At 73.8% G+C, this 19,110-nt stretch carries 19 protein-coding genes; 15 read left to right on the forward strand and 4 right to left on the reverse strand.

The genetic code is table 11. The features are described 5' to 3' along the window. Positions 1 to 96: 96 nt before the first annotated feature. The 7 genes from hisB to FM110_RS02570 all read left to right on the forward strand — a co-directional run bounded on the left by hisB (position 97) and on the right by FM110_RS02570 (position 5,563). Complete coding sequence (gene hisB / locus FM110_RS02540; RefSeq protein WP_087102407.1) at positions 97 to 711, forward strand: imidazoleglycerol-phosphate dehydratase HisB; 615 nt, start codon at positions 97 to 99, stop codon at positions 709 to 711. Beyond that, on the forward strand, positions 708 to 1,514 hold the full coding sequence (locus tag FM110_RS02545) for a hypothetical protein (RefSeq protein ID WP_234991853.1): 807 nt from the start codon (positions 708 to 710) through the stop codon (positions 1,512 to 1,514). Before hisB ends, FM110_RS02545 begins: the two co-directional genes overlap by 4 nt. Further along, positions 1,511 to 2,248: an imidazole glycerol phosphate synthase subunit HisH gene (gene hisH, locus FM110_RS02550; RefSeq protein WP_087102366.1), complete on the forward strand. Its 738-nt coding sequence runs from the start codon at positions 1,511 to 1,513 to the stop codon at positions 2,246 to 2,248. Before FM110_RS02545 ends, hisH begins: the two co-directional genes overlap by 4 nt. Next, positions 2,245 to 2,403: a hypothetical protein gene (locus FM110_RS14225; protein WP_087102368.1), complete on the forward strand. Its 159-nt coding sequence runs from the start codon at positions 2,245 to 2,247 to the stop codon at positions 2,401 to 2,403. The genes hisH and FM110_RS14225 overlap by 4 nt, the downstream gene beginning before the upstream one ends. A 47-nt stretch (positions 2,404 to 2,450) precedes the next feature. After that, a complete protein-coding gene (gene priA / locus FM110_RS02560) occupies positions 2,451 to 3,185 on the forward strand; it encodes a bifunctional 1-(5-phosphoribosyl)-5-((5-phosphoribosylamino)methylideneamino)imidazole-4-carboxamide isomerase/phosphoribosylanthranilate isomerase PriA (protein WP_087102371.1) in 735 nt (244 codons plus the stop codon). Next, on the forward strand, positions 3,182 to 4,084 hold the full coding sequence (locus tag FM110_RS02565; protein WP_087102373.1) for an SseB family protein: 903 nt from the start codon (positions 3,182 to 3,184) through the stop codon (positions 4,082 to 4,084). The genes priA and FM110_RS02565 overlap by 4 nt, the downstream gene beginning before the upstream one ends. A gap of 162 nt (positions 4,085 to 4,246) precedes the next feature. After that, positions 4,247 to 5,563, forward strand: a complete 1,317-nt coding sequence (locus FM110_RS02570) for an MFS transporter (protein ID WP_159457951.1) — start codon at positions 4,247 to 4,249, stop codon at positions 5,561 to 5,563. A 27-nt stretch (positions 5,564 to 5,590) separates the two neighbouring features. Here the strand turns inward: FM110_RS02570 and FM110_RS02575 are convergent, their stop codons facing one another. Both FM110_RS02575 and FM110_RS02580 read right to left on the reverse strand, forming a co-directional pair. After that, positions 5,591 to 6,013 (reverse strand): DUF1844 domain-containing protein, encoded by a 423-nt coding sequence (locus FM110_RS02575; RefSeq protein ID WP_234991854.1) that lies wholly within the window; start codon positions 6,011 to 6,013, stop codon positions 5,591 to 5,593. 172 nt (positions 6,014 to 6,185) lie between these two features. Beyond that, positions 6,186 to 7,022: a DUF4352 domain-containing protein gene (locus tag FM110_RS02580; RefSeq protein ID WP_087102378.1), complete on the reverse strand. Its 837-nt coding sequence runs from the start codon at positions 7,020 to 7,022 to the stop codon at positions 6,186 to 6,188. A 471-nt stretch (positions 7,023 to 7,493) separates the two neighbouring features. Here FM110_RS02580 and infC point away from each other — a divergent pair, with 471 nt between their 5' ends. From infC to FM110_RS02605, 5 genes are all read left to right on the forward strand, one after another. Continuing rightward, on the forward strand, positions 7,494 to 8,096 hold the full coding sequence (infC, locus tag FM110_RS02585; RefSeq protein ID WP_234991855.1) for a translation initiation factor IF-3: 603 nt from the start codon (positions 7,494 to 7,496) through the stop codon (positions 8,094 to 8,096). A 40-nt stretch (positions 8,097 to 8,136) separates the two neighbouring features. Beyond that, positions 8,137 to 8,331: a 50S ribosomal protein L35 gene (gene rpmI, locus FM110_RS02590; protein WP_087102381.1), complete on the forward strand. Its 195-nt coding sequence runs from the start codon at positions 8,137 to 8,139 to the stop codon at positions 8,329 to 8,331. A gap of 59 nt (positions 8,332 to 8,390) precedes the next feature. Further along, positions 8,391 to 8,774 carry a 50S ribosomal protein L20 gene (rplT, locus tag FM110_RS02595; protein WP_087102383.1) on the forward strand — a complete coding sequence of 128 codons (384 nt, stop codon included), beginning with the start codon at positions 8,391 to 8,393 and terminating at the stop codon, positions 8,772 to 8,774. Between the two features lie 81 nt (positions 8,775 to 8,855). After that, the gene (locus FM110_RS02600) at positions 8,856 to 9,698 is read left to right on the forward strand and encodes a TrmH family RNA methyltransferase (RefSeq protein ID WP_234991856.1); all 843 of its coding nucleotides are present in this window, start codon (positions 8,856 to 8,858) and stop codon (positions 9,696 to 9,698) included. Beyond that, a complete protein-coding gene (locus FM110_RS02605; RefSeq protein ID WP_087102387.1) occupies positions 9,695 to 11,791 on the forward strand; it encodes a cytochrome c oxidase assembly protein in 2,097 nt (698 codons plus the stop codon). Before FM110_RS02600 ends, FM110_RS02605 begins: the two co-directional genes overlap by 4 nt. Before the next feature lie 152 nt (positions 11,792 to 11,943). Here the strand turns inward: FM110_RS02605 and FM110_RS14035 are convergent, their stop codons facing one another. Beyond that, on the reverse strand, positions 11,944 to 12,660 hold the full coding sequence (locus FM110_RS14035) for an MBL fold metallo-hydrolase (protein WP_200810150.1): 717 nt from the start codon (positions 12,658 to 12,660) through the stop codon (positions 11,944 to 11,946). Next, a complete protein-coding gene (locus FM110_RS14040; RefSeq protein ID WP_159457952.1) occupies positions 12,657 to 13,754 on the reverse strand; it encodes an S-(hydroxymethyl)mycothiol dehydrogenase in 1,098 nt (365 codons plus the stop codon). The genes FM110_RS14035 and FM110_RS14040 overlap by 4 nt, the downstream gene beginning before the upstream one ends. Positions 13,755 to 13,980: 226 nt before the next feature. Here FM110_RS14040 and pheS point away from each other — a divergent pair, with 226 nt between their 5' ends. The 3 genes from pheS to argC all read left to right on the forward strand — a co-directional run bounded on the left by pheS (position 13,981) and on the right by argC (position 19,032). After that, on the forward strand, positions 13,981 to 15,132 hold the full coding sequence (gene pheS / locus FM110_RS02615; RefSeq protein WP_087102388.1) for a phenylalanine--tRNA ligase subunit alpha: 1,152 nt from the start codon (positions 13,981 to 13,983) through the stop codon (positions 15,130 to 15,132). 1 nt (position 15,133) lies between these two features. Continuing rightward, on the forward strand, positions 15,134 to 17,734 hold the full coding sequence (gene pheT / locus FM110_RS02620; RefSeq protein WP_087102390.1) for a phenylalanine--tRNA ligase subunit beta: 2,601 nt from the start codon (positions 15,134 to 15,136) through the stop codon (positions 17,732 to 17,734). Positions 17,735 to 17,949: 215 nt separating this feature from the next. Beyond that, on the forward strand, positions 17,950 to 19,032 hold the full coding sequence (argC, locus tag FM110_RS02625) for an N-acetyl-gamma-glutamyl-phosphate reductase (RefSeq protein WP_159457953.1): 1,083 nt from the start codon (positions 17,950 to 17,952) through the stop codon (positions 19,030 to 19,032). Positions 19,033 to 19,110 lie beyond the last annotated feature (78 nt).

Here is a 19,110-nt window from a genome sequence, read left to right on the forward strand (position 1 = left end):
CACAGCCCCCTCAGACCCCGCCCCCGTGCAGGAGGACCAGACCCGATGAGCCCGCTGACCAGCCGCAAGAGCGCTTCCCCGGCCGGGGCGTCCGACATGACGGCCGAGCGCCCGCACCGCACGGCGACCATCACCCGCGCCACCCGCGAGTCGAGCGTCGAGGTGACTCTCGACCTCGACGGCACGGGGCGCTGCGACATCTCGACCTCGGTCCCGTTCTTCGACCACATGCTCACCGCGCTCGGCACCCACGGCCGCTTCGACCTCACCGTCAAGGCCACGGGCGACACCCACATCGACGTCCACCACACCGTCGAGGACACCGCGATCGTGCTGGGGCAGTGCCTGCGCGAAGCCCTCGGCGACAAGGTGGGCATCGCCCGCTTCGCCGATGCGATGGTGCCCCTCGACGAGGCGCTGGCCCAGTGCGTGGTCGACGTCTCCGGGCGCCCCTACTGCGTGCACACCGGCGAGCCGGCCGGCCAGGAGCTCCACCTCATCGGCGGCCACTTCACCGGCTCGCTCACGCGCCACGTGCTCGAGTCGCTCGCCCACCACGCCGCGATCTGCCTGCACATGCGCGTGCTCGCCGGCCGCGACCCCCACCACATCGTCGAGGCCCAGTTCAAGGCCCTCGCCCGTGCTCTGCGTGCCGCGTGCGAGATCGACCCGCGCGTCACCGACGTGCCGTCCACGAAGGGTGCCCTGTGACCGTCCCCCCGCCGCCCCCGCCCGGCTCGGACCCCCGCGACGACGGGTCCGCCGACGACATCGACGCCGAGTTCGCGCGCATGATGGAGGGCTTCGACGCCCCTGACCTCGATGCCTCTGCATTCGACGAGCCGGCGCCCGAGCAGCCCGGCGCTGACGGCGCAGCTCGCGGCGAGGGCGGTGCTGACGGGGCCGCGGCCGATGGCGCTTCGCTCGCCGACCGCGAGGTCACGATCGAGGACATTCTGAGCGCCCCCGCCTTCGACGCCGATGCCGCTGCGGCATCGGACGCGGATGCGCCCCGCCCGATCGCTCTCATCGCCACCTCCGTCGCGTCCGCGAAGGCCCTGGCCGGGGCCCTGCGCCTGGCCGGCGATGCCCGCCGGGCCGATCGCGGCACCCCGACCGATGCTTCCTCCACGGCGTCCGGGGCCGACGCCGCCGGAGCGCCCGGAGAGGCGACGCTGCGCGTCCACGGCACCGACGCGGGAGCCGTCGTCATCGCCGCCCTCGACGAGGCCGACGCCCACGCCGCGGCCGCGCGGGTCTCCACCGCGCTCGCCAAGCTCGGCGTCGTCCTGTTCTGGCGCCGCGGCGACCGCATGACCGCCACCCGTTACCGGGCGGGGGAGCGCGGCGACGACGTCTCGCCCGCCCTCGTCCTGGGTGGCGTCGACCCCCGGGTCGAGCAGATCATGATCGGCGCGGCCGACGCCGACGAGCTCGGCGAGGGCATCGACCCGAGCTCCGTCAGCCGCATGCAGGCGCTGCGCTGGCTCGCGACTGGACGGGGCCGCGGATGACCGCGGACACCACCGTCGCCGACCAGGTCGGCCCCGCCGCTGACCCCGCGGACTCCACCGCCGTCGACGGGCCGGCGCTCGCGCGTGCGCCCCGCGTCGTCGTCCTCGACTACGGCAGCGGCAACGTCCGCTCCGCCGTCCGCGCCCTCGAGGCCGCCGGCGCCGACGTTGAGCTCACCGCCGACCGCGAGGCCGCCCTCGTCGCGGACGGCCTCGTCGTCCCCGGCGTCGGCGCCTTCGGGGCGACCATGGCGCAGATCCGCGCCGTCGACGGCCCCCGCATCATCGAGCGCCGCCTCGCCGGCGGGCGCCCCGTGCTCGGCATCTGCGTCGGCTTCCAGATCATGTTCGACGGCGGGACCGAGCACGGCCAGAGCGCCGCGGGCCTGGTCCAGTGGCCCGGGCAGGTGACGCGCCTCGAGGCCGAGGTCGTCCCGCATATGGGCTGGAACACCGTCGAGGTCCCCGAGGGCTCGCGCCTGTTCGCAGGCGTCGAGGACGAGCGCTTCTACTTCGTCCACTCCTATGGCGTGCGCGCCTGGGAGCTCGAGGCGCTCGCCCCCATGAAGGCGCCCGTGGTCACCTGGGCCGAGCACGGCGGCGACCGCTTCATCGCCGCCGTCGAGAATGGCCCGCTGTGCGCGACCCAGTTCCACCCGGAGAAGTCCGGGGCGGCCGGGGCGCGCCTGCTGCGCAGCTGGCTCGCGACCCTGACGACGGGGGAGAGAGCATGATCTACGCCTTCATCTCCCTGATCGTCGGCGGCATCCTGCTGGGCGGCGCCTGGTCCTTCCACCAGCAGGGCAAGCCCTGGTGGGCGCGGATCCTGCTGGCGCTCGTCGGGCTCGTCGCCGTCGTCCTCGCCCTCTGGCGCATCCAGCAGGGCTGAGCGCACCGCCCGCACCGCCCCCTCACCCCCGAACACAGGAGTCTCCGATGACCACGCCCCGCCTCGAGCTTCTGCCCGCCGTCGACGTCGCGGGCGCCAAGGCCGTCCGCCTCGTCCAGGGCGAGGCCGGCAGCGAGACCGACTACGGATCGCCGCTGGACGCCGCCCGCGACTTCGCCGAGGCCGGGGCCGAGTGGCTCCACCTCGTCGACCTCGACGCCGCCTTCGGTCGCGGCTCCAACCGCGAGCTGCTCGCCGAGGTCGTCGCCTCCGTCGACCTGAAGGTGGAGCTCTCCGGCGGGATCCGCGACGATGCGTCGCTGGCCGCCGCGCTCGCCACCGGCTGCCGCCGCGTCAACCTCGGCACCGCCGCGCTCGAGGACCCCGAGTGGACCGCCCGCGTGATCGCCGAGCACGGCGACCGCATCGCCGTGGGCCTCGACGTCCGCGGCACCACCCTCGCCGCGCGCGGGTGGACCCGCGAGGGCGGCGACCTGTGGAAGACCCTCGCCCGGCTCGACGAGGCCGGCTGCTGCCGCTACGTCGTCACCGACGTGACCAAGGACGGCACCCTCCGCGGCCCCAACATCGAGCTGCTGCGCGAGGTCGCCTCCCGCACCGACGCGAAGGTCGTCGCCTCCGGCGGCATCTCCGCGCTCGAGGACCTCGCCCGCCTGCGCGAGCTCGTGCCCGAGGGCATCGAGGGCGCGATCGTCGGCAAGGCCCTGTACGCGGGGGCGTTCACCCTGCCCGAGGCCCTCGACGTCGCCGGGCGCCCATGACCCGGGAGACCCCGGAGAGCTCGCAGGCCGCGGAGAGCTCGCAGAGCTCGCGGCCCCGGGCCGGTGCCGTGCCGTCGGAGAGCGATCCCGCACGGGGCGACCGCGCCGCCGCGGTGCGTCGCACCCTGCCCGCGCACTTCCGGGACAAGAGCGCCCTGGCCGACACCGCCGGAGTCTCCTGGGCCGGCCGCGACTATGCCACCAGCCCCTTCCCGGGCGATGACGGCTCGGCGCCTGCCCCCCTCGCCGCCGCCCTCGCGGACGTCCGAGCCGGGCACGACGCGGACCTGCGCCGCCTGGCCGCCGCGCTGCGCGGGACCCGCCTGCTCGTGCCGATCATGGCCGAGGCCACCGAGAAGGGGACCACCGCCCACGGGCTCACCGGCGACAACGGCGCCGACATGGCGATGGTGATGATCCGGGGAGCCGACGGCTCGAGCGCTCTGCCCCTGTTCAGCTCCGTCGCCGAGCTCGCCGCGTGGCGCCGTGACGCCCGACCCGTCCCCGTCGTCGCCGAGCAGGCCGCCCAGGCCGCCGTGCAGGAGGGCTGCACCGCCCTGCTGCTGGATCCCGCGACGCCCCGGGACGCCTCCGGCGCCCCGATCGTGCTGCAGCGCTCGATCCTGTGGGCGCTCGCCCAGGGCCGGGCCTGGACGCCGCCAGCCGTCGACCCCGAGGTCGTCGCCGAGCTCTCCCGCATCACGGCGCTCGTGCCCGGCGTGCTCGACCTCGAGGCCCGACCCGGGAGCGTCCGCGAGGTCGACCTCGCCGTGCGCCTGCACGGGGGCCTCGATGCCGACGGCGTTCGTGCCGTCGTCGCGCGCCTGAGCGAGGCGCTCGGTGCCTCCGCGATCGTCGCCGAGCGCATCACCTCCCTCAAGCTCGTCCTCGAGGGCTGACGCCGTCCCTCCGCTCGCAACGCCTGCCCTGCCGTGGACACCGAGGCGGGGATCACGTCGCGATGCGGCCTCCGTCGATGGCGCCGCGCGCCGGGCATGGTCGATGATCAGAGGACTGCCGATCCGGGCTGAGGGATGTCGAGAGAAGGGGGACGACCCGGGATGACGGCGTATCGCGACGTGCTGCGCACCCCCGGCGTGGCGTCCCTCCTGGTGCTCGGGTTCCTCGCCCGCATCCCCTTCTCGACGCTCTCGCTGCTGCTGACCCTGCACGCCGTCAAGACGCTGGACCGCAGCTACCTCGAGGCCGGTCTCGTCGTGACGGCCGCGACCCTGGGGACCGCGATCTCCTCGCCGCTGCGCGGCCGCCTCATCGACACCCGCGGCCTCCGCCGCGCCGTGGCCCCCTCGATCGTCGTGCAGAGCTCCGCGCTGATCGCCGCCGCCTTCGTGCCCTTCGTGCCGATGGTCCTGCTCGCGCTCCTGAGCGGCCTGTTCGCGCTGCCGATCTTCTCGATCGTCCGCACCTCTCTCTCGGTGCTCGTGCCCGCGAGCTCGCGCCGCACCGCTTTCTCGCTCGACTCCGTGGCCACCGAGTTCGTCTTCATGACCGGTCCAGCCGCCGTGACCGTCATGGCGCTGTGGATCGGGACGGGTCCGACGCTCGTGATCGTGGGCCTCGCCGTCGGCGTCGCGGGCATCGGCCTCGCGCTCGCGAATCCGCCCACGCGCAGCGATCAGGTCATGCTGCCCACGCGCCTGCCCGGGCCCCTGCAGTCCATGGAGGGCGGCGCGCTCGCCGCTTCCGAGGGCCTCGCCGACAAGCGCTTCTCGGAGACCCTGACCACGGGCTCGATCCCCGTCGTCGACCCAGAAACCCGCGCGAGCGCCCGGCGCGGCCTGCTGACGCTCGGTGGCCTCGCGATCCTCGTGGCGACCGCGACATCGAGCCTGATCCTCACCGCCACCGACGTGAGCCTCGTGGCGATGCTCCGCGACCTCGACGCCGCGGGGATGATCGGGCCGATCATCTCGATCTGGTGCCTGGGGTCCGCGATCGGCGGCATCAGCTACGGGATGCTGCGCAGCGACATCGGCTCGCTGTGGGTGGTGGGGCTGCTCGGCGTCCTCACGATCCCCATCGCGCTCGTCCACACCGTGCCGACGATCGCGCTGGCCTGCTTCCTCGCGGGCCTGGCCTGCGCCCCGTCGATCACCGCGACCGGCGAGGCGATCTCGCACCGCGTCCCCGAGGAGGCCCGCGGCGAGGCGATGGGCTGGCACGGCAGCGCGATGACCATCGGCGGTGCCGTGGGCGGACCCGCGATCGGCGCGGTCATCGACGCCGCGGGCCCGAACTGGGGGATCGGCACCGCCGGTCTGCTCGGGGTCCTCATCGCCGGCGGCGGCATCGTGGCGATGCGCGCCCACCGGGTCCGGGTGCGACACCGCCTGCGTGAGCGCTTCGCCTCCGCCTGACCGTGCGGGCCCGGGCGGGGTCGAGGGTCAGCGCGTGACGCGCCCCGTCCACTTCTCCCCGGGGCCCTCGCCGGGCTCGTCGGGGAACGGCAGAGCCTCCGCGAAGGCCAGCTGCAGGGAGCGCAGCCCGTCGCGCAGCGAACGGGCATGATCCCCGCCGATCTCGGGCGAGGCCGCCGTGACCAGGCCCGCGAGCGCGGTGATCAGCTTCCGCGCCTCGGCGAGGTCCTGGTAGTGGCCCGTCTCCTCGTCCTCCGCGAGCCCGATCTTGACCGCGGCGGCGCTCATGAGATGCACGGTCGCGGTGGTGATGATCTCGACGGCGGCGACGTCCGCGATGTCGCGGGCCGAGCCGGAGGCGTCCACGGCATCGGGGGCGTGGGCCTCCGGGGACGCGGGCTGCTCGGGCTGCTCGGGCTGCGCGGGGGAGGCGGGGGAGTGGGTGTCCATGGTGTCCTTCGCTGGTGGTGGATGATGCTCGGTGCGGTGCGCACAGTCCACTGTGCTCGATGCATCGCGGTCAGGGGGATCGCGGTCAGCGGTCTGCGGTCAGGGGGATCGTGGTCAGGGCATGGTCGTCACGGCATGACGGACGGTCCGCGGAGGCACGGGGAGGCCGCGCTCAGAGGGGCAGGGTGCCCGTGGTCTCGTCGCCGCCGCGGGAGATCCGGACGGTCGCGCTCTCGGGGGACGTGCCGATCGGGACGTCGTAGACGATCTTGACGTTCGCGGTCTCGCCCGGGGGGATGATCAGGTTGTCATCCGCGTCGCTGTCATAGGCCGAGGTGGCCTCCCCGTCGGCCGTGTGCGTCGCCCCGTCCGTGCCGACCAGGTCCATCGCCCGGTCCCAGAAGAGCACCTCGTCGCCGCCGTTGGCGACGGTCGCGACGATCGCAACGTACTCGCCCTCGGCGTCCCGGCGATCGGCCCCGCTGCCCACCTGGGAGAGCCCGCTCTCCAGCGAGGTCACGGTCACGGTCGCGTCGTCGACCGTGACCGTGCGCGCGGGGGCCGCGGCGGTGACCGAGGTGGCCGCCCCCGCATCGGCCTCGCCGGTGTCCTCCCACGGGCGGGCCAGGAGCAGGGCGCCGCTGCCCAGCAGGAGCGCGAGCGCGCATACCGAGGCGACGCCCCCGCCGATCAGCAGGCGCCGACGCCGCGGCGAGGGCTCCGGGGCCGCGGGTGCGACCGGACGGGGCCGCGGCGCGCCCATGCCGGGGACGGGCTCGCCGCGCAGCCCGGTGGGGACGTCGCGCACCCGGGCGCTCGAGCGCTCCGCGGTGTCCTCGGGGCGGGAGGCGGAGGCGCCGGAACCGGTGAGCGCGGGGAGCCCGAGGTCGTCGGCGGCGCCCATATCGTCTGCGATGCCCGGGTCGTCGGCGGCGCCCATATCGTCGGCGGTTCCCGGGGCGTCCGCGGACGGGCCCGGGTAGTCGTACTCGTGGTCCTCGCGGTCCATGCGTCCCGTTCCTCCCTGTCCTGCCTGCACTGTTCTGCGCCGCACTGCTCTGCACCGCGCTGTCGGCATCGCACTGCCTGCGCGGTGCTCGGGGGCTCGCACGGCGACGCATGTCACCCCCGCGCCTCTTCCCGTCGGCGTCCCTGCTGGTAGGGTAGAGCACCGGAACATGACGTTCCTCGTGCGCCTCGCGCGCACCGCTCGTCGCGGGACCCCTGGTCATCCGGTCCGGCCCCGCCGCGAGCACGCTGTCAAGTGGAGCCCCACTCCCACCTCGTGCCATCCGCCCTCCGGGGAGGAACGGCGCCGGGTCCGTGACGCAGCTGGTCCCGCGCTGAGCGCCGGGATCCGTGCGGTGCCGTGCGCACCGCGTCCTCGGGGCCTCCGCCGCAGCGGGGGCCTTCGTCGTGTTCGGACGAACCGAGGTGAGGAGCCACCATCAGCGAACAGCGCATCAACGGCCAGATCAGGGTGCCGAAGGTCCTTCTGGTCGGCCCTGCCGGCGAGCAGGTCGGCATCGTGCGAGTCGAGGACGCCCTGCGGCTCGCCGCGGAGGCGGATCTCGATCTGGTCGAGGTCGCACCGGGCGCGAACCCGCCCGTCTGCCGTCTCATGGACTACGGCAAGTACAAGTACGAAGCCAACATGAAGGCGCGCGAGTCGCGGAAGAACCAGGTCAACACGGTCCAGAAGGAGATCCGTATGGGCCTGAAGATCGACAAGCACGACTACGAGACCAAGCGCCGCAACGTGGAGAAGTTCCTCCAGGGCGGCGACAAGGTCAAGGTCATGATCCGTTTCCGCGGTCGCGAGCAGTCGCGTCCGGAGATGGGCACCCGCCTCTTGGCCCGCATGGCCGAGGACGTCGCCGAGTACGGCTTCGTCGAGTCCCATCCGCGTCAGGACGGCCGCACCATGGTCATGGTCCTCGGACCGACCAAGAAGAAGACCCAGGCTCGCGCCGAGGCCCGTCAGCGCAAGACCGACGCCCAGAAGGCCGAGGCCGCGAAGGCCCAGGGCGCGACAGCCCCCGCCGCTCCCGCGGAGCCCGCGGGCGAGAGCACCGAGGCCTGACCCGCGGGTCGGACCTCGTACACCACGAAGGAGAAGGCAGATGCCGAAGAACAAGACCCATTCGGGGATGAAGAAGCGCGTCCGGGTGACCGGCAGCGGCAAGCTCATGCGCGAGAAGGCGAACGCCCGCCACCTCCTCGAGCACAAGTCGTCGACCCGCAAGCGCCGCCTCGGCTCCGACGCCGCGGTCGCCAAGGCCAACGAGAAGCAGGTCAAGCGACTCCTGGGCCGCTGAGCCCGCGCGGGAGCAGCGCTCCTGCCATCTACTGAACGTCACCATCGAAGGAGAATCACGTGGCACGCGTGAAGCGGGCGGTCAACGCCCATAAGAAGCGTCGAGAGATCCTCGAGCAGGCCTCCGGCTACCGCGGGCAGCGCTCGCGCCTGTACCGCAAGGCCAAGGAGCAGACGCTCCACTCGGCGACCTACAACTACCGCGACCGCAAGGTCCGCAAGAGCGACTTCCGTCGCCTGTGGATCCAGCGCATCAACGCGGCGGCCCGCGCCAACGGCATGACCTACAACCGCCTCATCCAGGGCCTCGGCCTGGCGGGCGTCGAGGTCGACCGTCGCATGCTGGCCGAGCTGGCCGTCAACGACGCCCCGGCCTTCGCCGCCCTCGTCGAGGTCGCCAAGGGCGCCCTCCCGAAGGACGTCAACGCGCCTGCCGCCTCCTGACCTGACGGTCACGAGCTGTCGATGACTCGACTCCCGGAGCGCCCGGACCCGGCTCCGATCACATCCCCCCGATCCGATCGGGTGCGGAGGATCGCCGCCCTGTCCGGGCGCTCCGCGCGTCGGCGCACCGGACTGCTGCGGGTCGACGGTCCCCAGGCCGTCCGCTCGCTGCTGTCCGAGCGAGCGGCCGATGCGCGCGAGCTGTTCCTGACCGAGACCGCGGACGCCGCGCACCCCGAGCTGCGCGAGCTCGCCGAGCGCGCCGGGATCCGCCCCCGCACCGTGGCCGAGGAGATCATCCGCGCGATGGCGCGCTCCGACGACGCCGATCACGGGGCCGATGACGTCGCGACCCCGCAGGGCGCGATCGCCGTCGCCGCCCGCCCCGCGGATGACTGGAGCACCGCGCTCGGAGCGCTGCCGGACTCCGGCCCCCTCACCCTCCTGGTCCTGGCCGAGGTCCGCGACCCCGGCAACGTGGGCACGCTCGTGCGCGCCGCCGATGCCGCCGGTGCCGACCTCGTCGTCCTCGCGCGCGCGAGCGCCGACCCCTGGGGGCCGAAGGCCATCCGGGCCAGCGCCGGCAGCGCCTTCCACCTGCCCGTCGTCACCGGCGCCCCGCTGCCCGAGCTCCTCGAGGCGCTCGCGGCGCGCGGCATCGCCGTCGCCGCCACGAGCGGACACGCCGACGCCGACCTGTTCGAGCTCGAGCTGCCCGGGCGCCTGGCCTGGGTGATGGGCAACGAGGCGCGCGGGGTCGATGAGGAGACCCTTGCGGCGGCCGACCTGGCCGTCCGCATCCCGCTGGCGGGGCGCGCCGAATCCCTCAACGTCGCCACCGCCGCGACCGTCTGCCTGTTCGAGACCCTGCGCCAGCGGCACGGGGGCATCCGGACGGGCGCTGCGGGAAGCGCCACGCCATGAGCGCCGCCGCCGACACCCGCCCCGCGGACCGCAGCGCATCCGCGCCCTCTCCCGTCCCCGCCCCCCGCCGAGGGACCGGGACCCTCATCGTCCTCGCGACCGCGGCGCTCATCGCGCTGGTCGCCTGCGCGAGCGTCATCGCGACCGGCGCCGCCCGCCCGGCCGCCCTTGCCCCGGCGCCCGGCTGGGTCACCTGGGGCACGCCCCTCATGCGGGCCGTCCACCACACCGCCCTGCTCCTCACGGTCGGCGCCGCGTGGATCGTCGTCCTCCTCATGCCCCCGCCCCGGCGCGCCGACGGGACGCGCCTGACGGGCGGCCGCGCGCGCCTGGCCCGCATCGCCGGGACAGCGGCGCTCGTGTGGGGTGCGGCGAGCTGCGCGCTCATGCTGCTGGGGGCCGCCGAGGCCGCCGGACCGGGCTCCGACCACGGGCTGTGGGACATCGCGGTCTCGACCGATCTCGGGCGCACCCAGCTGGCCGTCGCGATCGCCGCCGCCCTCGCCGCCCTCTTCCTGCTCATCGGCCGCTCGGCGACCCTCTCCGCCTGGGGGCTCGCGTTCGCGATGATCGGCGTCGCCCTGCTGGGCCTGGCCGGTCACGCCGGGGCCAGCCTGGACCACACCAACGCCGTCAACGCCATGGCCTGGCACCTCGCGGGCATGGCCGTCTGGGCGGGCCCGCTGCTGGCGATGCTCGCCTGCGCGCGGATCATCGGCGAGGCGATGCCCGTCGTCGTCCGCCGCTTCTCCCCGTGGGCGCTCGCCGGGGTGATCGCCCTGGCCGTCTCCGGCCTCGTCAACGCCGCGATCCGCCTGGACTCGCCGCTCGAGCTCGCGAGCACACCCTACGGGCGGATCGTGGCGCTCAAGGCGATCGGCCTCGTGGTGCTCGCCGTGCTCGGCGCCCTGCAGCGCCGCCGCCTGGGCGACGCAGTCCGCTTCCGCCACCTCGCCCTGACCGAGGGCATCGTCCTGGTCGCGGTCATCGGCGCCTCGATCGCGCTGGGCCGCTCCGCTCCTCCGGTGCCGCAGGTGGTGCCCGAGACCGGGGACCTGAAGATCCTCTCGCTCGTCGGCTACCTCCCGCCGGCCCCCGAGTTCTCCGTCGCGACGCTGTTCACCCAGGTCCAGCCCGACTGGATGGCCACCGCGATCGCGCTGGCGATGGCAGGCCTGTACATCGCGGGCGTCGTGCGCCTGCGCCGTCGCGGGGATGCCTGGCCGTGGCTGCGGACGGTGCTGTGGGTGCTCGGTTGCGTCGCCCTGTGGTGGGTGATGAACGGCGGCGCCGCGGCCTACGGGCGCTTCCGCTTCGACGCCCACATGGTCCAGCACATGGCGATGATGATGATCGTCCCGCCGCTGTGGGTGCTCGGCGCCCCCGTCACGCTGCTGACCCGCGCGATGCCGCCGCGGACCGACGGCTCGCGGGGCGTGCGCGAATGGGTGCTGGCGGCCCTGCACTCCGGCTACAGCCGCGTCGTCTCGTTCCCGCCGATGGCCGGTGTGCTCTTCGCCGGCTCGCTCGTCATCTTCTACTTCACGCCCGCGTTCGAGGCGGCGATGTACACGCACGTCGGCCACGTGTTGATGACCGTGCACTTCCTGCTGTCGGGCTACCTGTTCGCCTGGGTGCTCATCGGCATCGACCCGGACCCGCGCAACGTGAACCCGGTGCTGAAGCTCATCACGCTGCTGGTCACGCTCACCTTCCACGCCTTCTTCGGCGTGGCCGTGGTCAGCGCGACCTTCCTCATCGCCCAGGGCTGGTATACCGAGCTGGGGATGTACGACGCCGAGCAGCTGGCCCTCATCCAGCGGCGCGGCGGCTCGATCATGTGGGGCGTCTCCGAGATCCCCTCCGTGCTCTACGCCCTGATCCTCGCCACGCAGTGGATGCGCTCGGAGGACCGCCGCGCCCGCCAGTGGGACCGCAAGGCCGACCGCGACCACGATGCCGAGCTGGCCGCGTACAACGAGTACCTCGCCTCGATGCGGGAGCTCGGACCGCAGGGTATCGATGCGCGGGGCGAAGAGGTGCGGGATGACGCTGGCCGCGGCGACAGCGCCCGGAGCGACGGCGACGGCTGACCTGCTGGACCCGAGAACGCCCGAGGGCCTCCGACGCGCGATGCGTCGGAGGCCCTCGTCTCAGGAGGCGAAAACGCGACGGCCGTCGCAGCACCGCCTGCTCCCGTCGCTCAGAGCCTGTTGTTCAGAGCCTGTTGTTCAGAGCCCGTTGTTCAGAGCCAGTCGCCCTGGGCGGCGTGCTTCTCGGCGCCGATCGTCGTGTCGGGCCCATGCCCCGTGTGCACGATCGTCTCCTCCGGCAGCGTGAACAGGCGCTCGCGGATCGACTCCTCTATCACGGAGCGGTCGCTGAACGAGCGCCCTGTGGCCCCGGGACCGCCCTGGAACAGGGTGTCACCGCTGAACAGCACACCCAGCTCCGGCACCAGGAAGCAGGTCGAGCCGGGGGAGTGGCCCGGCGTCGCGATCGCCTCGATATCGGTCTCGGCCACGGTGAACACGTCGCCGTCCTCGATGTCCCCGTCCCACGGGAGGTCGCCGTGGGTCAGCTCCCACACGTCGGCGTCGGCCGCGTTCAGCAGCAGCGGCGCCTCGAGCGCGGCCGACAGCTCGGGGGCGAAGCGCACGTGATCGTCGTGGGCGTGGGTCAGCAGGATGCCGATGCACTCGCGCTCGCCGATCAGCGCGCGCACGGCCTCCACATCGTGCGGGGCGTCGAACACCACGCAGCGCTCGTCGTCGCCGAGCACCCAGATGTTGTTCTCCACCTCGTGGGTCTCGCCGTCGAGGCTGAACGTGCCCGTCGCGGTGCCGTGGTCGATCCGCAGCTCGCCCGCGCGGGGCGCCTGCTCGGCCTGGTCATCGGCCTGGTCTTCGGTCGCGGTCTGCTCCGGCATCGTCTGCTCCTCGGTCATGTCGTCGGCGCTCATCGGTTCACCGCCACGGTCCGCAGCACGTGCCCCTCGTGCAGGGAGTTCAGCGCGTCCTCGACGCCGGCGAGGTCGGTCGTGCCGGTCACGAAGCGCTCGAGCGGCAGGCGGCCCTGCAGGTACAGGTCCGTCAGGTACGGGAAGTCGCGCTCGGGCAGGCAGTCGCCGTACCAGGAGGACTTCAGCGCGCCGCCGCGGCCGAACACGTCCAGCAGCGGCAGAGTGAGCTCCATGTCGGGGCGCGGCACGCCGACGAGCACCACCCGACCGGCCAGGTCGCGCGCGTAGAACGCGGTCTCGTAGGTCTGCGGGATGGCCACGGCGTCGATCACGACGTCTGCGCCGAAGCCGCCGGTGAGCTCCTGGACCTTTTCCACGATCTCGTCGCGGGAGAGCTCGCTGGTGTCGATCGTGTGCGTTGCACCGAGCTCCCTGCCCGCCTCGAGCTTCTCAGCGGAGATATCCAGGCCGATCACGGTGGTCGCGCCCGCGAGCACGGCGCCCGCGACCGCGGCCGAGCCGACGCAGCCCAGGCCGATCACGGCCACGGACTCGCCGCGCTGGACCGCGCCGGTGTTCAGCGCCGCCCCCAGGCCCGCCATGACGCCGCAGCCCAGCAGGCCGGCGACCTCCGGCTTCGCCTCCTCGGAGACCCTCGTGCACTGCTTCTCGTGCACGAGCGTCGCCTCCGCGAAAGCGCCGATGCCCAGCGCGGGCGTGAGCGCCGTGCCATCGGCCAGGGTCATCGGCTGCGAGGCGTTGTGGGTCGCGAAGCAGTACTGCGGCACTCCCTTGGCGCAGGCGCGGCACTCGCCGCACACGGCGCGCCAGTTCAGCACCACGAAGTCGCCGACGGCCACGTGCGTCACGGCGTCGCCGATCTCGGCGACGCGCCCCGCGGCCTCGTGGCCCAGCAGGAAGGGGAACTCGTCGTTGATGCCGCCATCGCGGTAGGCCATGTCAGTGTGGCAGACCCCGCAGGCCTCGATGTCGACGATGACGTCGTGGGGGCCGGGGTCGGGGATCGTGATCTCGGTGAGCTCGGCGGGCTGCTTCTCGGCGCGCGCGATCACACCCTGGACGGTGCGGGGCATGGAGGACCTCTTCGTTGTCGGGGGCAGGTCGCGGCCAGCCTATCCAGCGGCCTCGTGCGGGTGTCCAGGGAGGTCCGCGGCGGCCCACCTGGTGCGCTCGCGCAGGCGGGGCGGACCGCTTCCGGCCCTGCTCCCCGTACTCCCTAGAATGGGAGCGCCCGCGGCCCGGGCCCGTCCCTGCACCCCGCGCCCGTATCCCTCGACTTCAGCCCCCGACGAAAGCGACATGCTCGTGACCACGACACCCCCCGACGGCGCACCCGCGTCCGCTGTCGGCGACGCCCCCGCCCCGGAGATCTCGGAGGAGGCGATCGGTCGCGCCGTCGAGGCGGCGCTCGCCGCCGCCGCGGCCGCCGCGACGACCGCCGAGCTCAAGCAGGTCCGCATCGAGCACACCGGCGACGCATCGGTGATCTCGCGCGCCAACGCCTCGATCAAGTCCCTGCCCAAGGACCAGCGGGCGAGCGCCGGCAAGCTCGTCGGCCAGGCCAAGGGCCGCGTCTTCCAGGCCGTCAGCGCCCGCCAGGACGAGCTCGCCGCCGCCGAGGAGGAGGCCGCGCTCGCCTCCGAGACCGTCGACGTCACCCTCCCGACGGACCGCCGCCCGCGCGGCGCCCGCCACCCCCTGACCACGCTCGCCGACCGGATCGCCGACATCTTCATCGGCATGGGCTGGGAGATCGCGGAGGGCCCCGAGGTCGAGGCCGAGTGGTTCAACTTCGACGCCCTGAACTTCGACGCCGACCATCCGGCGCGCCAGATGCAGGACACCTTCTACGTGGCCGGCCCCGACGGCGCGGCGGGCAGCGGCCAGGTGCTGCGCACCCACACCTCCCCGGTGCAGGCCCGCGCCCTCATCGAGCGCGGCGTGCCCCTGTACATCGCCTGCCCCGGCACCGTGTTCCGCACCGACGAGCTCGATGCGACCCACACGCCCGTCTTCACGCAGGTCGAGGGCCTGGCGATCGACAAGGGCCTGACGATGGCCAACCTGGTGGGCACCCTCGACACGCTCGCCGAGGCCCTGTTCGGGGGAGCCCCGATCACGCGCCTGCGCCCCAGCTACTTCCCGTTCACCGAGCCCAGCGCGGAGATGGACTTCCGCTGCTTCTCCTGCGACGCCCGCGAGGGCCTCGACCACGACGCCGACCCGGCCTGCCGCGTCTGCGGCGGCACCGGTTGGATCGAGATGGGCGGCTGCGGCATGGTCAACCCGGCCGTGCTGCGCGCCTGCGGCGTCGACCCCGAGGAGTACCAGGGCTTCGCCTTCGGCCTCGGCATCGAGCGCATCCTCATGCTCCGCAACGGCGTGGGCGACATGCACGACATGGTGGAGGGCGACGTCCGCTTCTCCCAGCACTACGGGACGGAGATCTGACATGCCCCGCATTCCCCTGACCTGGCTCGCCGACCACGTCGACCTGCCCACGGGCACGAGCGCCGAGTCCGTCGCCGCCGCCCTCGTGTCCGTCGGCCTCGAGGAGGAGGCGATCTGGCCCGCGCAGGTCACCGGCCCCCTCGTCGTCGGCCGCGTCCTCGACCTCGTCAAGGAGCCCCAGAAGAACGGCAAGACCATCAACTGGTGCCGCGTCGACGTCGGGCCCGAGCACAACGAGGAGCTGGACAGCCCCAAGGATCCGCAGCCCGGCGAGGAGCGCCCGAGCCGCGGGATCATCTGCGGCGCCCACAACTTCGAGCCCGGGGACCTGGTGATCGTCTCGCTGCCCGGCACCGTGCTGCCCGGCCCGTTCCCGATCGCGGCCCGCAAGACCTACGGCCACGTCTCGGACGGCATGATCTGCTCGACCGCCGAGCTGGGGCTCGGCGAGGGCATCGGCCCGGAGACCGAGGGCATCATCGTGGTCGGCAAGGGCACCCTCGCGGGTGTCGAGGCCGAGCCCGGCGACGACGCCATCGCGCTGCTGGGCCTGGGCGACGAGGTCGTCGAGATCAACGTGACCCCGGACCGCGGCTATGCGTTCTCGATGCGCGGCGTCGCCCGCGAGTACTCCCACGCGACCGGCGCCGCCTTCACCGACCCCGCTGAGCGGATCGAGGGCGCCGTCGGCACCCGCGGCGGCATCCCCGTGCAGCTGCGCGATGAGTCCCCGATCCGCGGCCGCGCCGGCTGCTCCCGCTTCGTGGCCGTCGAGGTCCGCGGCGTCGACCCGCAGGCCGCGAGCCCCCGCTGGATCCAGCAGCGCCTCGCCCAGGCGGGCATGCGGCCGATCTCGCTGATCGTCGACGTCACCAATTACGTGATGCTCGATCTGGGCCAGCCCCTCCACGCCTACGACTCCCATCAGCTCGTGGGCCCCATCGTCGTGCGCCGCGCCCATGAGGGCGAGATGCTCGAGACCCTCGACGACAAGCCCCGCGCGCTCGCGCCCGAGGACCTCGTCATCGCCGACTGCGGCGGCGAGAGCGGCGACCGCGCCATCGGTATCGCCGGCGTCATGGGCGGCGCCTCGACCGAGGTGTCGGCCGAGACCGTCAACGTCATCATCGAGGCCGCGAGCTTCGACCCGGTCACCGTCGCTCGCTCGGCGAGGCGCCACCGCCTCCCCTCGGAGGCCTCCAAGCGCTTCGAGCGCGGCGTCGACCCGCTGCTGCCGCCGATCGCCGCGATGCGCGCGGCCCAGCTGATCGTCGAGCACGGCGGCGGCGAGATCGACCACCGCGTCACCGACGAGCGCGTCGACGGCGCCCCGTTCCTGCCCGCGCCGATCTCGCTGGCCGTGACCGACGCCGAGCGCGTCGTCGGCGTCGCGTACACGCCCGAGCAGGTGCGCGGCAGCCTGGAGACCATCGGCTGCACGGTCGAGGACGCCGGGGACGGGGAGCTCTCCGTGACCCCGCCGGCCTGGCGCCCGGACCTCACGATCGCCGAGGATCTCGTCGAGGAGATCGCGCGCCTCGTCGGCTACGACCAGATCCCCTCCGTGCTCCCGCAGGCGCCGGGCGGCCGCGGCCTCACCCGCGCCCAGCGGGCGCGGCGCGCCGCGCGCACCGCGCTCGCCGAGGCCGGGCTCGTCGAGGTCACGAGCTACCCGTTCGTGGCCCCGGGCGTCCTGGACGACCTCCAGCTCCCCGAGGACGACGAGCGCCGCCGCACCGTGCGCCTGCTGAACCCGCTCGCCGAGGACGAGCCGCTGCTGCGGACCGACCTGCTGCAGACGCTGCTGCCGGTGGCGCGCCGCAACCTGGGCCGGGGTGAGGACGCGCTCGCGATCTTCCAGCTCGCGCCCGCGTTCATCGCCCGCGAGGAGCCGACGCCTGCCCCGATCCCGGGCGTCGACGCCGTCCCCGCCGCGCAGGAGCTGGCGGCGATCGACGCCGCCCTGCCCGAGCAGAGGGCGCAGATCGCCGCCGTCCTCGCCGGGCCCCGGCGCGGGGCCACCTGGTTCGGCGACGCGGGCTCCTGGGACTGGGCCGACGCGATCGACGCGGCCCGTCGCGTCGCCGCGGCCAGCGGTGCCGAGGTCCTCGTGGCCGCGGCCGAGCACGCGCCCTTCCATCCGGGACGCTGCGCCCGCCTGACCCTGGCCGACGGCACCGTCGTCGGCCACGCCGGCGAGCTGCACCCCCGCGTGGTGAAGACCTTCGGTCTTCCCGCCCGGGCGAGCGCGATGGTCGTGGCGATCGACGCCCTGGTCGCGGCGGCCCCCGCCGTCATCGCGGCCGAGGCCGTGTCGACCTACCCCGTGGCCAAGGAGGACTTCGCGTTCGTCGTCGCCTCCGACGTCCCGGCCGCCGCGGTCGAGGGCGCGCTGCTGGCAGGCATCGGGGACGTGGCCGAGTCGGTGGAGCTGTTCGACGTCTACACCGGCGAGCAGGTGGGGGAGGGGAAGAAGTCCCTGGCCTTCGCCGTCCGCCTGCGCTCGTCCGAGGGCACGCTGAGCGCCGAGGAGATCCGCAGCGCCCGTGAGCGGGCGATCGCCGCGGTCGATGCCGCCGTCGGCGGGGTGCTGCGCGCCTGAGCCCACCGCGACCGCGGGCCCGCCGGATCCCCTCCGGCGGGCCCGCGCTCTCCGATGGACCTCTGCTCTCCCACGGGTCTGCGCCCTCCGGCGGGCCGGTGGCCTCCGACGTGCCTGCGCCCTCCGACAGGCACGCGGTCGTGCTCGGGGACGCGGGACGTCCACTCCCTGAGCGAGATTATGCGACGTCCTGCATAAGCATGTACTCTCGCGGCATGAGCTCCCATCGGTCCAGCGCCCCCCGCCTGCGCGCCGCCGTCGTCGGCGCCTCCGGTTATGCCGGGGGCGAGACCCTGCGCCTGCTCGCCGCCCATCCCGCTATCGAGGTCGCGACCGTCACCGCGCACTCGAGCGCCGGGCGCCGCCTGTCCGAGGTCGCCCCGCACCTGGACCTCGGAGAGGACCTCGTTCTCGCCGAGACGACCCCGGAGAACCTCGCCGGGCACGACGTCGTCGTCCTCGCCCTGCCGCACGGCCAGTCCGGCGAGATCTCCGCCCGCCTGCGGGAGTCCGATCCCGACGCCCTCGTCCTCGACCTCGGGGCCGACCACCGCCTCGAGTCCGCTCAGGACTGGTCGGACTACTACGCGGGCGAGCACGCCGGAACCTGGACCTACGGCATGCCCGAGCTGCCTCTGGCCGACGGCTCCCGCCAGCGCGACCTCCTCGCCTCCGCCCGGGAGATCGCCGTCCCCGGCTGTAACGCGAGCGCCGTGACCTTCTCGCTCACGCCCCTCGTCCGCGCGGGTCTCGTCGACCACCGGGCGCTGTCCGTGGTCCTGCCCGTCGGCTACTCGGGCGCGGGCCGCACCGCCAAGCAGCACCTCCTGTTCTCCGAGGCCGCCGGCGGCGCCGCTCCCTACGGCGTCGGCGGCACCCACCGCCACATCCCCGAGATCCTCCAGAACCTGCGCCGCGCCGGCGGCCCCGACGACGCGCGCCTCACCTTCACCCCCGTGCTGGTCCCCATGAGCCGCGGGATCCTCGCGGTCGCCACCGCCCCCGTCGCCGAGGGCATTGGCACCGAGGACCTGCTCGCCGCTCTCGAGAGCGACTGGGGAGCAGAGCACTTCATCCGCGTGCTCGAGCCGGGCGCCTTCCCGTCGACCCAGCAGGTCACGGGCGCCAACACGGTCCGCATCGGCGCGACGGTCGATCGCCGCAGCGGTCAGGCCACCGTGATCGCCGCGATCGACAACCTCGTCAAGGGCACGGCCGGGGCCGCCGTCCAGTCCATGAACATCGCCCTCGGCCTCCCCGAGCAGGCGGGGCTCACCCGCACCGCGCTGGCTCCCTGACCGCGCACCGCCCGCCGACAGCTCCGCAGCTCCGCAGTTCCCCAGGCCGCCGCATTCCGCCCACTCCCGTCAGGAGAT

The organism is Brachybacterium nesterenkovii (assembly GCF_900163655.1).
GTDB lineage: Bacteria > Actinomycetota > Actinomycetes > Actinomycetales > Dermabacteraceae > Brachybacterium > Brachybacterium nesterenkovii.